The following is a 14710-nucleotide window of genomic DNA, read 5'->3' on the forward strand; positions in this document are numbered from 1 at the left end:
AATGCAAAAAACAACAAAAGATACTATAAATAATGTAGTTTGGAAGGCTTGTGATACATTTCGCGGCACTATAGATAGTAGCGATTATAAGGATTATATTTTAACGATGCTTTTTATAAAGTATCTTTCCGATTTTTACAAAGAAAAGCTTGAAAATTTAAAAGAAAAATATGGCGATAAAAAAGATCGCATAGAGGCTAGCTTAAAGCGTGAGAAATTTAGACTCGATGAAGAGCATACGTTTGAAAGGCTTATAGAGCAAAAAGAGGCGGATAATCTAGGCGAGATCATTAATAAAATGCTTGATAAGATAGAGGAGGATAACTCCGAAAAGCTGGAAGGGATTTTTAGAAGCATTGATTTTAACAATAAAAACAAGCTTGGAGACACAAAAGAAAGAAATGCTATCTTAAAGCACCTAATCGAAGACTTTAGCGATCCTAGACTTGACCTGCGTCCATCACGCCTAGCAAGTAGCGACGCTATAGGCGATGCGTATGAGTATCTTATATCAAAATTTGCTAGCGATGCCGGTAAAAAAGGCGGAGAATTTTATACTCCGGGAGAGGTTTCTGATCTGCTAGCTCAGCTTGTAGAGCCAAAAGACGGCGCCATGATATATGACCCAACCTGCGGATCAGGCTCTTTGCTGATAAAAGTCAGCAAGCAGACAAACGGTCAAAATTTCCGTCTTTACGGACAGGAGAAAAATAGCCAAACCCAAGCGCTTTGTAAAATGAATATGTTTTTGCATGAGATAAATGACTCGGTTATCGAGTGGGGCGATACGATAAGAAATCCGCTTCATCTTGAAAATAGTCTTTTAAAAACCTTTGATGTGGTCGTTGCAAATCCGCCTTTTAGCCTTGATAAATGGGGTGAAGATATAGCCGCAAATGACAGTTTTGGCAGGTTTAAAAGAGGTGTGCCTCCAAAGAGCAAGGGCGATTTTGCTTTCGTGCTTCACATGATAAGCTCTTTAAATTCAAACGGAACTATGGGCGTGATTTTGCCCCACGGCGTGCTATTTAGGGGAGCTAGTGAGGGAAGGATAAGAGAAAAACTAATAAGAGAAAATCTGCTTGATGCGGTCATCGGACTGCCGGCAAATCTATTTTACGGCACAAGTATACCGGTTTGCATCATGATCTTTAAGAAAAATCGCACTAAAGAAGACGTGATTTTTATAGACGCTAGCCGTGAATTTGAAAAGGGCAAAAATCAAAACAGCCTAACTGATGAAAATATCCAAAAGATCATCACCGCATACAAAAATAGAAGCCGGATCGATAAGTATTCTCACGTAGCAAGCATAAACGAGATAGAACAAAATGATTTTAATCTAAACATCTCTAGATATGTAGATACTTACGAGGAAGAAGAGCAAGTGGATATGACCGCTGTTAAGCTTGAAATTTCACGCCTTGAAGATGAGCTAAAAATAGTTCAAGATAAGATGGATGGCTATCTTAAGGAGCTTGGACTATGAGGGATAAAGATGAATAGTTTTAAAAATTTGCCGAGCGGGTGGAGAGTTGTAAGACTGGGAGATGTTGCTCCTTTGCAAAGAGGATATGATTTGCCTATCTCAAATTTGATAAAAGGTGATTTTCCGGTAGTATATTCTAATGGAATATTAAATTATCACAATACTTTTAAAGCCGAAAGACCCGGTGTTGTAACTGGTAGGTCTGGAACTATTGGAAAAGTTTTTTATATTGATGAGAATTATTGGCCACATAATACATCTTTATGGGTAACTGACTTTTATGGGAATTATCCTAAATTTATTTATTATATGTATTCAAATTTACATTTAAATAGGCTTAGTGCAGGCTCTACTGTTCCTACTTTAAACAGAAATGATATACACGAAATCATTGTTTTGATGCCGCCTTTAAAAGAGCAAGAAAAAATAGCGGAAATTTTATCTACTTGGGACAAGGCTATAAATTTAACCGCAGAACTAATCAAATCAAAAAAAGAGTTCAAAAAAGGCTTAATGCAAAACCTTCTTACCACTAAAATCCGCTTTCCAAATTTCAACGACAAATGGCAGGAAACCAAACTTGGAGAGATTGTAGAAATTAATTCTTATGCTTCAAAAAGTAAATTTATAGAACCGAATGGAAAATATTTAATAGTTGATATGGGTGCAGTTTCTCAAAACGGGCAATTAGTAACAAAAAAGAGGACAAACATAAATCAAGATATGCTTTATAAAAATGATTTAGTTATGCCAAAAGATGATATTGGTGGCGGAAATATTATAGGTAAAGTAGCCCGTATTGATAAAAATGATAAATATATTTGTGGCGATCATGTTTATAAAATAACAACGCAACAAAATGCAAAATTTTTATATTTTATTATTAATTCACAAGAAGTAAACAAGCAAATGAGATCGGTTTCTACCGGAACAGCTCAGTTGGGACTAGCCAAAAGAGATGTTAAAAATATCAAAATAAAGCTTCCAAATTTAAAAGAGCAACAAAAAATCGCGGAAATTTTAATCGCTTGTGATGATGAGATAAAAATTTTAGAAAATAAATTAGAAAAGTTAAAAAGACAAAAGCAAGGACTTATGCAGAATTTATTAACAGGAAAGGTGAGGGTTTAAATTTAAATATGAAAGATTTGACATACAGTAAATATTTTAATATTAATTATGGAAAATTGAAAAAATATAGTATTTTTAATGGTTTTATAAATAAAGATGCACAATATTACATATTGCCTTATAAGTTGGAAGATATAAAAATTCCAGAGTTTAAAGACTCTTACCAAAAATACAAAAAATACTTTAATGAAATAGTTTTATTACTAGAAAACTCAACTGGAGATGATCTTTTATTTAGAAAAGCAGAAAAAAGATTTAATTTTCATGAATTTGGTCATATAGGGCTTGGCTACTCTATAAATACAAAAAACGGTTCGGGTATAGGCAAAAAGTTTGCTAAACAATTGGCTCAATCATCTTTAGTTTTAGTTAAAGCAGGCATAAAAAACCCAGAAATTTTTCAATTTGTAAGTATTTTTGAGGAAGGTATAGGTGCTGATAGAATTAGTGATATGACTATAAGTATTTTAAAAGAAGATTTTTTGTTGTACACTCAAAGAGTTGCAAAAGAATTAAATCTTAGTATATCAACTTTCGTATTTAACAATACTAAATATGATTTACCTTTCAATGAAAATAAGAAACCTGTAATATTTTGTCCAAATACAATCCTAACAAAACTACCTTTGGCATTCGATGCATCAGATATAGAGGATATTTGCAGTCATAATGAAGAGTTGAGAAATAAACTAAATGAGATAATAGGCAATATATTATCTAAGGCAACAAAGACAATAATAAAAAGAGAATTAAAGAAATTTATTATTCATAATCCAAGTATTGCTAATAATGCAGTTGCTTTGTATAAGAAAAAGGGGCTAATTTATGACTTTAGTAATGATCCGGAAGGTGAGTTTGTATGGGAGCAGATTGCAGGCGAGGCAGTAGAAAAATTTCCTTTTAAAATTGATAGGCATATTGATGGTATTGAAAAAGTAGATTTAATATGCAATCAATATAAAAATTTAATTGAAAATAATGGCTTATGGAAATTTTTTCACAATAATGACGGTACTCATAAAAAGGAATCATTTGCGCAAATGTTATTTTTTGCAATTGCTTGCTCATATTGTGATGCAAATAACTTAGATATAAGTCCAGAAGCAAATTCTGGAAACGGTCCTATTGATTTCAAAATATCAAAAGGCTCAAATATTAAAATTAATATTGAAATGAAACTTTCTAGTAACACAAAACTTTTGTCAGGATATGAAAAGCAGCTTCCTGCATATAATCAGGCAGAAAAAACAAATAAAAGCAAATTTATCATCATGCAACTCTATGATAAAGATTTAAATAGAATACAAAAAGTTTTAGATTTTAAAAATAAATCTGAAAAAAATGGCATTAAATTACCAGATATAATAATTATTGATGCTACAAAAAGAGAATCTGCAAGCAAAAGGACTTAAAATGACCCCAAATATATCGGAAAAAGCATTGCAACAAAACTGCATAAATTTACTTACAAGTGAGCTGTTTGGTTATAAATTTATAAGCAGAGATGAAAATTTAAAACTAAGAGACAACCAAACATCAAATGTTCTTTTCAAAGAAATTTTGGCTAAAAAGCTAAACGAGCTAAATTCATACGAATACAAGGGTGAAATTTATAAATTTTCTCCTCAAAGCATAACCAGAGCTATCGAACATCTCGATGTAAGCCTAAATGAGGGTCTAGGCGTGGCAAACGAGCGAGTTACAAATATGCTTTTAATGGGGGAGAGTTATGAAGAGAGCTTGCCTGACGGCTCTAAAAGAAGTTTTAGCATAAAATTTATCGATTTTGAAAATATCTACAATAACGACTTTTATATAACCGAAGAATTTGCCGTAGCCAAGTCTGATAAAAGCGACAAAAAGAGCAGAAGACCCGATCTGGTGCTTTTTGTAAATGGTATTCCTTTGGCTGTAATTGAGCTTAAAAAATCAAGCATAAGCGTCCAAAACGGCATAAATCAACTTTTAAAAGAGCAAGAAAAGGGCGAGATACCGCATCTTTTTAAATTTATACAGCTTACATTAGCTGCCAACGCAAATGAAGCAAGATATGGTACAACTGGCACAAAGCCTGAATTTTACTCTATTTGGAAAGAAGAGGAAGAAGAGAGTGCGAGAGAGAATTTAGCTAAATTTGTAAACGATAGAAGCATAACAGCTCTTGATATGACACTTTATGCCTTGCTAAGACCGGATAGACTTCTTGATCTCATGAGAAATTTTATCCTTTTTGATAATAGAGTTAAGAAAATTTGCAGGTATCAGCAGTTTTTTGGTATCAAAAGAACTCTAAAAAGAGTCGAGCGAATAGAAGACGGCAAAAGAACGGGCGGGCTTATTTGGCATACCCAAGGAAGCGGAAAGAGCCTAACTATGGTTATGCTAACTAAGCTTTTAAAGCAAATTTATACAAATTCAAAAGTAATAATAGTAAGCGATCGTATTGAGCTTGATAAGCAGATAGAAGGAACGTTTAAGAATACCGATATAAGAGTTGAACGCTGCTTTAGCGGAGCAAATTTGACACATAAACTAAAAAGTAATGTTGGTGTTATAACAACTTTAGTGCATAAATTTGCAAGTGTTGCAAACTCCAAAACAGTATTAAATGATAACAATATCTTTGTATTGGTTGATGAGAGTCACCGAACTCAAGGGGGCGATTTGCATATAGCCATGAGAAGAGCGTTGCCAAACGCTTGCTATATAGGCTTTACGGGAACTCCGCTTTTAAAACGTGAGAAAAATAGCTTTGCAAAATTTGGCGGAGAGATACACAGATATACGATAGATGACGCGGTTAGAGACGGAGCAGTGCTGCCGCTTTTGTATGAGGGTAGATTTGTGGAGCAAGAAATTTCAAATCCTGAAATTTTAGACGAGAGATTTAAGGCTATTTGCAGAAATTTAAGCGATGAGCAAAAGAGAGATTTGCAGCAAAAGTGGGCTAAATTTAGCAAAGTAGCTTCAAGCGAGCAAAGGCTATATCTGGTGGCTATGGATATAAATAAGCATTTTAAAGAGTTTGCAAAGCCCGGATTTAAAGCTATGTTTGCAACTAGCTCAAAATTTGAGGCGATAAAGTATCATCAAATTTTTAAAGATTTGGGCGAGATAAAAACAGCCTTTGTCATATCAAACGAACAGGATGAAAATGTAGGCGTAAGCAGAGAATTTGTAATAAATGCGATGAAAGATATAGAAAAAGAGTATGGGGACAATGAAAGATATATAGATACCGTAAAAGATGAGTTTTTAAACGGTGATGATATGGATATGCTGATAGTCGTTGATAAGCTTTTAACGGGTTTTGACGCTCCAAGAGCCGCTATCTTATACGTCGATAAACCTTTAAAAGAGCATAATCTGCTTCAAGCCATAGCAAGAGTAAACAGGGTATATGAGGACAAAGACTACGGGCTTATAATAGACTATAGAGGGCTTTTAAGAGAGCTAAGCGATAGCCTTGAAAGCTACGAGTGTTTAAGCGGATTTGACGGGGTGGATATAGTGGGGGCTGTTATAGATGTAAGAAGCGAGATATCAAAAGTAAAAACTTACTATACTCATTTAGAGGAGCTTTTTAAGGATGTAGAGTTTAAAAATGATGTAGAGAGTTATGCGAAGTCTTTGGATGATAAAGATAAGCGTAAAAATTTTAAAGAGTGGCTTTCATCTCTTGCGAGGGCTTTTGCTCTAGCCTTAAGTAGCGACAAGACGGCAGAAATTTTAACTGGTATTGAGATAAAAGAGTATAAGAGTAAAATCAAATTTTATAATGAATTAAGAAGTATCGTGCAGATAATGTATCAAGAAAAATGCGACTTTAATAAGTATGAAAAAGATATGCAAAAGCTGCTTGATACTTTTATAAACGCAAAAGGAGTTAATACTCTAAGTAGGATTGTAAATATATTTGAGGCGGAATTTGATAGTGAAGTAGATAGGCTTGTGGCGGCAAATGCAAAAGCTGAAAGTATCAAAAGTGCGCTAGATGCAGTTGTGACTGAGAAATTTGACTCAAATCCGGCATTTTACAGGTCTATTTCAGCTCAAATTCAAAAAATCATAGATGAATATACCGCCGGACGCTTGAGTGATGAAGAAAAATTAACCGCTTTAAGAGCTATAAAAGAGCAGATAGTAAATAAAAAAGATGAGATGAAAGAGGAATTTAAGGGCAAGAGATCGATTGCCGATATGTATGAGAATTTAGCAGACTTAACTCAGATAGATGAAGAGGAGCTTGTCGCTTTAGCTCAAAAGATAGATGAAATTTACAGCTCTTACGCACTGAGACCTGAGTGGGATAAAAATATAGATGTAAAAAACGAGATAGAGGGGGCTATAGATGAGCTTTTATGGGATATAGAGGATAAATTTGACATAAATATTGAAAATAAAACCCAAATTTATGAAGTTATGCGCAACATAGGAATAAATCATTATGCTTAAAAGCGTAAAAATTATCAAAAAGGATATTAAAAACTTTAGCATTAAAGTTAAGCCAAGCGGTGAAGTAATAATTAACGCACCAAAAGATGCGAGCGATGAGCATATATGGTTTGTGCTTAAAAAGCGTGAGAAGTGGATAATTAGCAAGCAAGAATTCTTTGCCAAATTTAAAAGTCGTGAAAAAGAGCTTGTAAGCGGCGAAGAGATGAAGTATCTAGGAAGAAGCTATAGGCTAAAAGTAAATGAGAGCAAAGAAGAGTTTGTAAGACTTAACAGAGGCACTTTAGAGCTTTTTGTGCGAGATAAGAATAACTTTAAAAAGAAGCAAAAACTACTTGATGAGTGGTATAAAGATAAGGCGCTTATCTGTTTTTTTAACATCATAAACGAGTTTAATAAGATAGTAAAAAGAGATATAAAAAATGTAAGAATTCGCAAGATGAAGACTCGCTGGGGCAGCTGCAATGCGGCAAAATCATATATAAACTTAAATCTTGAACTAATCAAAAAACCAAAAAAATGCGTAGAATACGTTATATTTCACGAATTAGCGCATTTGATTCATCCTGATCATAGTAAAAAATTTTATGAATATCTTAGTGTTTATATGAGTGATTGGCAAGAGAGAAAAAGAGTGCTTGAAAATTCGTTGAATTAGTTTTATGTTATTAATACTACTTAAGATACTAAAATAACAAAAAGCTTTTACGTTCAAGAAGCTATTAAAAGATTTTTAGAAGATATGAATGATTATATAGATGCTATGGAAGAGTTAAAAAAGATAGAGAGTGATCCTAATCCTCAGTTTTATACTCTTGATGAGGTAGCTAAAGAGCTTGGCGTAAAACTATGAAAGTAAATTTTAGCAAGAATGCGTTAAAAGAGCTTAAGAAGTTAGATAATAGTATTAGCATTAAAATACTTAAAAAGCTAAAAGAGATAGAAGGCTTAGATAATCCTCTTTTAATATCAGTTCATTTTGTGTTGATAATTATTATCTAAATTGTAATATTATGCTATAATTTGCCAAATTTTATTTAAAAAGGATTAAAATGAAAGAAAAAGTAAAATCTCTAATCGAGAAAAATCCAAAAATTTCACTAGGTGAAATAGGTAAAGAGCTTGGGCTAAAAGAGATGGATGTGCTTTTAAACCTGCCTTGCGAGTTTTGCAGAGTTGCCGATGGGGCTAAATTTGACGAGATCATCGGTGAGATAGGCAGCTGGGGTGAAGTGCTTTTTGTTAAAAACACTTCATCGTTTATCATAGAGTTTAAAACCAAAATTCCAAGCGGACAGCATGCACAAGGGTATTATAACTTCAGCATGAAAGAGTCAAATTTCGGCGGACACCTAAAAGCAAGCGATATAGATAAGATCTTTTTCGTAACTCAGACATTCATGGGAATGCTTTCAAAATCGGTGCAGTTTTATGATAAAAATGGAGAAAATATTTTTAAAATCTATGTAGCGAGAGATAAAGAGAGGAATCTTTTAAAAAATCAAGAAAGTGCTTTTGAGGAGTTAAAAACTAGAATATAATATCAAATTTTTAAACAAATTGATTGGATACTAAGATTTTTTAGGCATATCGAAATTTATCCTGGATTATTAAAATTCAGGATAAATATTAATAAATATCATAATTGTATTAAGTTAATTTTTATTCATATTAATTTATAATCCTAAATTAATTTCTAAAGATCAAGGATGCTTTTGCTCTCAAAAACTAAAGAGTTTATCATTAGAACGATTGCTTGCAGCGTATTCGGATTTATCATATCTTATTATTTTAGTGTCAAAATTCCAAATTTTTTAAGCATTATTCAAAATGAAAAGCTTGTAGTTGCAAATTTTTTATTTATGGGCATTTTTACCCTTTGGTTTTTATTCTGCTATACAATAAGACTTAAATTTGTTCTTGTATTAACGGTTTTATTCACTATTTTGGCGGTCACGATATGATGATGCTTCGACTCTTTCATAGATATTTTGGACTTGCCTTTGCATGGATAATATTTTTTATATTTTTTAGTGGAACCTTGGCTTATTATAAAGATGATATAACTTTGTTTATGCAGCCTGAATATTATAAGATAAATTACAAAAATAGTGAATATCTGGATACTTCGCTTCAATATCTTAAAGAACACCATCCAAATTCCGATATTTGGAGGATAACACCGCCTAGTGAATTTACTCCTTACATAACCATATCCTGGCATGATGACGTAAGAGTTAGAGAGCATAGAAGAAACCGAAAAATAGTCAAGATAGATCCGGACACATCTGAGATTATAAGAGGCAGAAGCACTTACGGCGGAGGTTTTTTGAGCGCGCTTCATTATGATTTGTGGTTTATAAATCGAGTAACTGCACGCGAAATAATCGGCTATATAACCGTAGCTATGCTTTTTGTTTTATTGTCTGGCATTATGATACATAAGAGAATTTTAAAGGATTTTTTCAAATTTAGACAAAAGTCCTTTTGGATGGATTCTCATATTCTAGCTAGTGTTAGTGGGTTTGTGATATTTTTAATGCTTAGCGTTTCAGGCCTTTATCTGGTCGAGAGGTTTATGCTAAAGGGTATATATTCTGAAGTAGCTAATCAAAATAAGGCGAGTATGCAACAGGATTTTACTGCCAAGGCTAAGGCTAGAAACGAGGAACGCAAAAGGCAAAGGGATCTTGCAAAGGCGATGGCTGAGCAAAACTTAACTATTAAAAAAGATGATGAAGTATCTAAAAATTTAGTTAAGCAGAATGTAAAATCAAATGATATGAAGCCTTTGGTAATGCAAAATTTATCTCAAAATAAAGAGATAAATATCACTGAACAATCTTTATCAAAAATGAGAGATCAGTTTAGCAAAAGTAAGGAATTTATGGCTAATATGATGGCAAGAAGAGCTAAATTTATGCCTACTACCGATCAAGTTAAAAGTATTGTAGATAAACATTCAAATGAAAATTTTGAGAGTATAGTTATTCAAAGAAGTATGCAGGGCACAGCTCATATACAGCTAAATTTTGTGCCTAGTAAGCCATTTACCGAAAAAGGCCTAAGCTTTGAAGCTAAAGTTTTCGATGCCGTAAGCGGAGAAAAGCTTGAGGAGGTTTTTGAAAGAGAGGTTCCTAGGGCAAATCTTGTAATGCTGTTTATGAGAATTTTTCATGTAGGCGGCTTTGGTGGAGAGCTGGTTAGATTTGTATTTTTTGTATTTGGCTGTCTTGGGCTTATTATGTGCGCCTCAGGAGCTTATTTGTGGAGTCAAAAGCAGCACTCTAAAGTCGCAATATATATGATAAAAGTATTTAATAATGCGTTTTTTATAGGGCTATTTACCGCTCTTGGTATTTATTTACTTGCAAATCAGCTAATACCTTATGAAAATGAGTTTAGGTACGAATATGAAGTTTATGCCTTTTTTACCGCTTTTGCGTTTATTTCATTGATCGGCGCAATTTTTGTCAAAAAATATGGATACTCTTTAAGTTCTGTTATAACTTCTGTGATTTTTGCTGTTGTTTTTATAGTCTCTATAGCAAATGGTTCTTTCGTGAATTTTGAAATTTTTAAGATTTCGCTTGCTTGTCTCTTTGTTTCTCTTGTCTTTGTATGGCTTAGTCTTAGATTTATAAAGGAGAAAGCATGAGCATTTTACTTGGAATCTTAAGTGTAGCTTTTATCGCTTTTGCAAGACTTGACAAGAGATTTTATTTGGGTTCTATTGTTTGCCTTGTTTTGTTTGTTTTTCTTATGATTATGAATGATAATAAATTTTTGGATTTTACATATTTTTTCTTTGCAGCAGGACTTTGCCAGCTTGCAATTAGTATTTGTTTAAATTTTAAAGAATTTAAAAATTGATAATTTAAATTTAAAGAAATTAAGAATATGGCGATTTTTAATACCCAGTATTTTAAATTTTAGTTGGAATGTGTGATTTTAAGGTAGCTTTTTGCTTAAAAATTTATTTGATTTTTATTGCCTGGGTTTATTAATAAAATATTTACTTAAGCGTAGCTTTTAACCCTTTTTTAAGCATTATTTATATATCGTTTTATAAATTAGATTTTTAAAAATTATTTTTTATATTTTTTTAAATTTAAAGTTGTTTTTAGAATACAACAATAATAAAAAACATTTATTACAGGAGAGTATTATGAAAAAAGCTTTGCTTTTAAGCAGTTCAGGCTACAAGGATACAGGGTACTTGAACCACTGCAGGTCTTGGATTAACGAGTTTTTGACAGAGCATGGAGTTTGCGATGAGGAGGTACTCTTTATCCCTTATGCGGGAGTTAGACGCACAAACGATGAATATGAGCTTAAGGTTCAAGATTGTCTCCAAAATAAAAATATAAAATCAATTCATAGATTTAACGATCCAAAACAGGCTGTAAAGAATGCTAAAGCAATATCAATAGGAGGGGGAAACACCTTTGTTTTGCTTTATTATCTATATAAATATGATTTAGTTGATGCAATAAGAGAGAAAGTTGAGGCCGGAACTCCGTATTTTGGCTGGTCTGCTGGTGCAAACGTAGCTGGAAGTACTATTATGACAACAAACGATATGCCTATTATAATGCCAAAACTTTTTGATGCGCTAAATATCTTCCCTCATCAAATCAATCCTCATTTTATAAGCGGAAAGATAGCCGGTCATAATGGAGAGAGCAGAGAAGAGAGATTGGAAGAATTTTTAATAGTCAATCAAGACAGCATAATCTATGCTCTTCCTGAAGGAGTTGGATTAAAGATATCCGGCAATAGTGCAAAAATACTAGGAAATGATGCGGTTCTAAAAATGCGCTACAAAAAAGATACAGAAAGTATCGCAGTGGGAGATAGCTTTACATTTTAGACAGATTTTAATTTTGATTTAAAATTAAGATGAATATAATTAAACAGTATGTAAACATTATATACAATTTATAAGAAAGGTTAAATATGGCTACTTTAAAGCTAATATGTGCCGTTTTAGGCTTAGTTGCAGTTGTATATCTGCTTATTAAAAAGAGAGAGACTAAAACCGTCCTTATAGGTGTTGGTTTGGTGCTTTGCGCGATTTGTCTTACTCCTCTTGATGCTCTTGCTCAGTTTACAAAGTCAATGACTTCAGCAGGACTTATTAAGGCTATTTGTGCGAGTATGGGTTTTGCTTACGTTATGAAGGTTACTAAGTGTGATCAGCATCTAGTTACTCTACTTACAAAACCTATGAAAAATATAGGATTCTTACTTGTTCCTCTGACATTTGTGATTACATTTTTTGTTAACATAGCCATTCCTTCTGCTGCTGGATGTTCTGCTGCTGTTGGTGCCACTATGATACCTCTTCTTATGGCTTCTGGTGTTCGTCCTGCTATGGCTGGCGCTGCTGTATTTTCAGGAACTTTCGGTGGAGTTTTAAGTCCTGGATCAGCACACAACGCATTTGTTTCAGATATGGCTAAGGTAACTATACCTGATGTTATTAAGGTTCAATTTCCAAATGCTATGGCTGCATTTATAGTTGTTTTAGTTATTTTAAGTGTTACGGCTATATTGTTTAAAGACTATCAAAAAGGTCAAGATTTTTCACAAAAAGTCGGAGACGCAGCTACTGCAGAGCCTATAAAAGTAAATATTTTATTTGCTCTTATGCCTTTAGTACCACTTATTATTCTTGTTATCGGCGGAACTGATCTACATAAGATTTCATTTTTAACTTGGACTAAGATGGGTGTTGCCGAAGCTATGTTGCTTGGTGCTATTTTGGCCGTATTTGTAACATGGACAAGCCCAGAAAAGATTACTTCAGAGTTCTTCAAAGGTATGGGAAGCGCTTATGCTGAGGTTATCGGTATTATTATAGCAGCTGGTGTTTTTGTTGCCGGTCTTAAGGCTTGCGGAGCCATAGATGCTGTTACTAACGTATTAAAACACTCAGAAGAGTTCGTAAGACTTGGAGGTACGTTTATACCTTATCTAATGGCTGTAGTTACAGGTTCTGGCGATGCTGCTACTATGGCGTTTAATGGTGCTATAACTGTACACGCTCAAGATCTTGGTTTCGAGCAAACCAAACTTGGTATGGCTGCTGCTATAGCAGGTGCTCTTGGTCGCTCATCATCTCCAATTGCTGGTGCTGCTATCGTTTGTGCAGGTCTTGCGATGGTAAGCCCTATTGAGATTGCAAAAAGAACCGCTCCGGCTATGGCCATAGCTGTTGTGGTAATAGCATTCTTTATGCTCTAAAAATTATAAACTTCGAGGCGGAATTTCCGCCTCTTTTTAAAAATACTTAATCTGCAAATTTAAATTTTATATAGCATCTTTTTATTTAAATTAAAAGCCAAATTTGTTTTATGATAGATAAAAGGCTGCTTTAAACAGCCTTTTATTGAATTATTTTGCTAAATTTTTTATTATCTCTTTAACGACATTAGTTGATGCGTAAAGAGATTTAACAGGCAAGTATTCATATATAGAGTGGAAGTTGTGGGCGCCGGTAAAGATATTTGGGCAAGGAATTCCTTTTTCTGATATTACCGATCCGTCATATCCGCCTCTCATAGGGATTACCTTTGGCGTGATACCTAAGCTTTCATAAGCTTTTTTGGCAGCTACTATAGGAAGGCTGTTTTCACCCTCAGATAGATAGTTATAAACGTTTTTGTATCTATCGGCAAGCTTTATATTTACTCTGCCGTCTCCCCAAAGCTTAGAGCAAGAGTCTGCTAAATTTTGTAAAAACTGCATGCGCTCAGAGTATTTTTTCTCGTTAAATTCTCTTACATCAAGCTTTAAAACGGTCTTTGCACTATTTCCGCTAAGCTCTTTTACCCAGTAATATCCCTCTCTGTTTTCAGTGTATTCAGGAGCCTCTCCGCCAGGAAGCATAGAGATAAATTTATGTGCCATAAGAAGTGAATTTATAAGCTTGCCCTTAGCGTTCATAGGGTGAGCCGATTGACCTGTAAAAGTAACCACCGCATCGCCCGCATTCCAGTTTTCATATATAAACTCACCTATGCCACAGCAATCCAAACAGTAACCAAAATCTGTGTTTATCTCGCTTATATTTAGTGCCTTAGCTCCTCTAAGCCCTTGCTCTTCATCAGGCAAGAAGCAAGCTACCACATCGCCGTGCTCAATATCAGGATTTTGCACAAAAAATTGCAAAGCATTCATAATGCTCGCTATTGCAGCCTTATCATCCGCCCCAAGCAAGCTAGTGCCATCGGTTACTATTATATCATCGCCTACATAGTTTTTAAGTTCTGGAAATTCACTTTCTTTCATTACGATATTTAGCTCTTTATTTAGAGTTATATCTCCGCCTTTGTAGCTTACTATTTGAGCTTTAGTATCGTTTTTTTGCTCCGCGCTTGTATCAAGGTGTGCAAAAAATGCAACCGATGGAAGCTTTTTGCTTGAATTTGAAGGCAAAATAGCAGTTGTTATACTATTCTCGCGCCTTTTTATATCTTTTAGTCCAAGCTCTTTTAGCTCGTTTTCAAGAAGCTTTGCAAGCTCCATTTCAACAGGATTTGAAGGCATTATGCCAGCAGCTCCAGCCTCTCTATTTGTAGTTGTGTTGATTTTTGTATATCGCAAAAATCTTTCGACTATATCCATTTA

At 33.8% G+C, this 14710-nt stretch carries 13 protein-coding genes; 12 read left to right on the plus strand and 1 reads right to left on the minus strand.

Going from position 1 to position 14710, the window contains the following annotated elements:
• Position 1 precedes the first annotated feature (1 nt).
• From CDOM16190_RS06260 to dcuC, 12 genes are all read left to right on the plus strand, one after another.
• Positions 2 to 1489, plus strand: coding sequence for a type I restriction-modification system subunit M (locus CDOM16190_RS06260; RefSeq protein WP_170019363.1), 1488 nt, complete (start codon positions 2 to 4; stop codon positions 1487 to 1489).
• 9 nt (positions 1490 to 1498) lie between these two features.
• On the plus strand, positions 1499 to 2620 hold the full coding sequence (locus CDOM16190_RS06265; RefSeq protein WP_170019364.1) for a restriction endonuclease subunit S: 1122 nt from the start codon (positions 1499 to 1501) through the stop codon (positions 2618 to 2620).
• Between the two features lie 8 nt (positions 2621 to 2628).
• A complete protein-coding gene (locus CDOM16190_RS06270) occupies positions 2629 to 4032 on the plus strand; it encodes a DUF8370 family protein (protein ID WP_170019365.1) in 1404 nt (467 codons plus the stop codon).
• Position 4033: 1 nt separating this feature from the next.
• Positions 4034 to 7075 carry a type I restriction endonuclease subunit R gene (locus CDOM16190_RS06275; RefSeq protein WP_170019366.1) on the plus strand — a complete coding sequence of 1014 codons (3042 nt, stop codon included), beginning with the start codon at positions 4034 to 4036 and terminating at the stop codon, positions 7073 to 7075.
• On the plus strand, positions 7068 to 7733 hold the full coding sequence (locus tag CDOM16190_RS06280) for a M48 family metallopeptidase (RefSeq protein WP_170019367.1): 666 nt from the start codon (positions 7068 to 7070) through the stop codon (positions 7731 to 7733). The genes CDOM16190_RS06275 and CDOM16190_RS06280 overlap by 8 nt, the downstream gene beginning before the upstream one ends.
• A 191-nt stretch (positions 7734 to 7924) precedes the next feature.
• Positions 7925 to 8077, plus strand: a complete 153-nt coding sequence (locus tag CDOM16190_RS06285; RefSeq protein WP_170019368.1) for a type II toxin-antitoxin system RelE family toxin — start codon at positions 7925 to 7927, stop codon at positions 8075 to 8077.
• A gap of 50 nt (positions 8078 to 8127) precedes the next feature.
• Positions 8128 to 8616, plus strand: coding sequence for a heme utilization cystosolic carrier protein HutX (gene hutX, locus CDOM16190_RS06290; RefSeq protein ID WP_170019369.1), 489 nt, complete (start codon positions 8128 to 8130; stop codon positions 8614 to 8616).
• 174 nt (positions 8617 to 8790) lie between these two features.
• Positions 8791 to 9039 (plus strand): hypothetical protein, encoded by a 249-nt coding sequence (locus tag CDOM16190_RS06295; RefSeq protein ID WP_170019370.1) that lies wholly within the window; start codon positions 8791 to 8793, stop codon positions 9037 to 9039.
• On the plus strand, positions 9036 to 10733 hold the full coding sequence (locus CDOM16190_RS06300; RefSeq protein ID WP_170019371.1) for a PepSY domain-containing protein: 1698 nt from the start codon (positions 9036 to 9038) through the stop codon (positions 10731 to 10733). The genes CDOM16190_RS06295 and CDOM16190_RS06300 overlap by 4 nt, the downstream gene beginning before the upstream one ends.
• The gene (locus CDOM16190_RS06305; RefSeq protein WP_170019372.1) at positions 10730 to 10948 is read left to right on the plus strand and encodes a hypothetical protein; all 219 of its coding nucleotides are present in this window, start codon (positions 10730 to 10732) and stop codon (positions 10946 to 10948) included. The genes CDOM16190_RS06300 and CDOM16190_RS06305 overlap by 4 nt, the downstream gene beginning before the upstream one ends.
• Before the next feature lie 295 nt (positions 10949 to 11243).
• Positions 11244 to 11948, plus strand: a complete 705-nt coding sequence (pepE, locus tag CDOM16190_RS06310) for a dipeptidase PepE (RefSeq protein WP_170019373.1) — start codon at positions 11244 to 11246, stop codon at positions 11946 to 11948.
• An 86-nt stretch (positions 11949 to 12034) separates the two neighbouring features.
• Positions 12035 to 13324, plus strand: a complete 1290-nt coding sequence (dcuC, locus tag CDOM16190_RS06315; protein ID WP_169973064.1) for a C4-dicarboxylate transporter DcuC — start codon at positions 12035 to 12037, stop codon at positions 13322 to 13324.
• 150 nt (positions 13325 to 13474) lie between these two features.
• On the opposite strand, the gene pepT is transcribed toward dcuC, so the two are convergent.
• Positions 13475 to 14707, minus strand: a complete 1233-nt coding sequence (gene pepT / locus CDOM16190_RS06320) for a peptidase T (protein WP_170019374.1) — start codon at positions 14705 to 14707, stop codon at positions 13475 to 13477.
• Between the last annotated feature and the right edge of the window lie 3 nt (positions 14708 to 14710).

The organism is Campylobacter sp. RM16190 (assembly GCF_012978835.1).
In the GTDB taxonomy this organism is placed as follows: Bacteria; Campylobacterota; Campylobacteria; order Campylobacterales; family Campylobacteraceae; genus Campylobacter_A.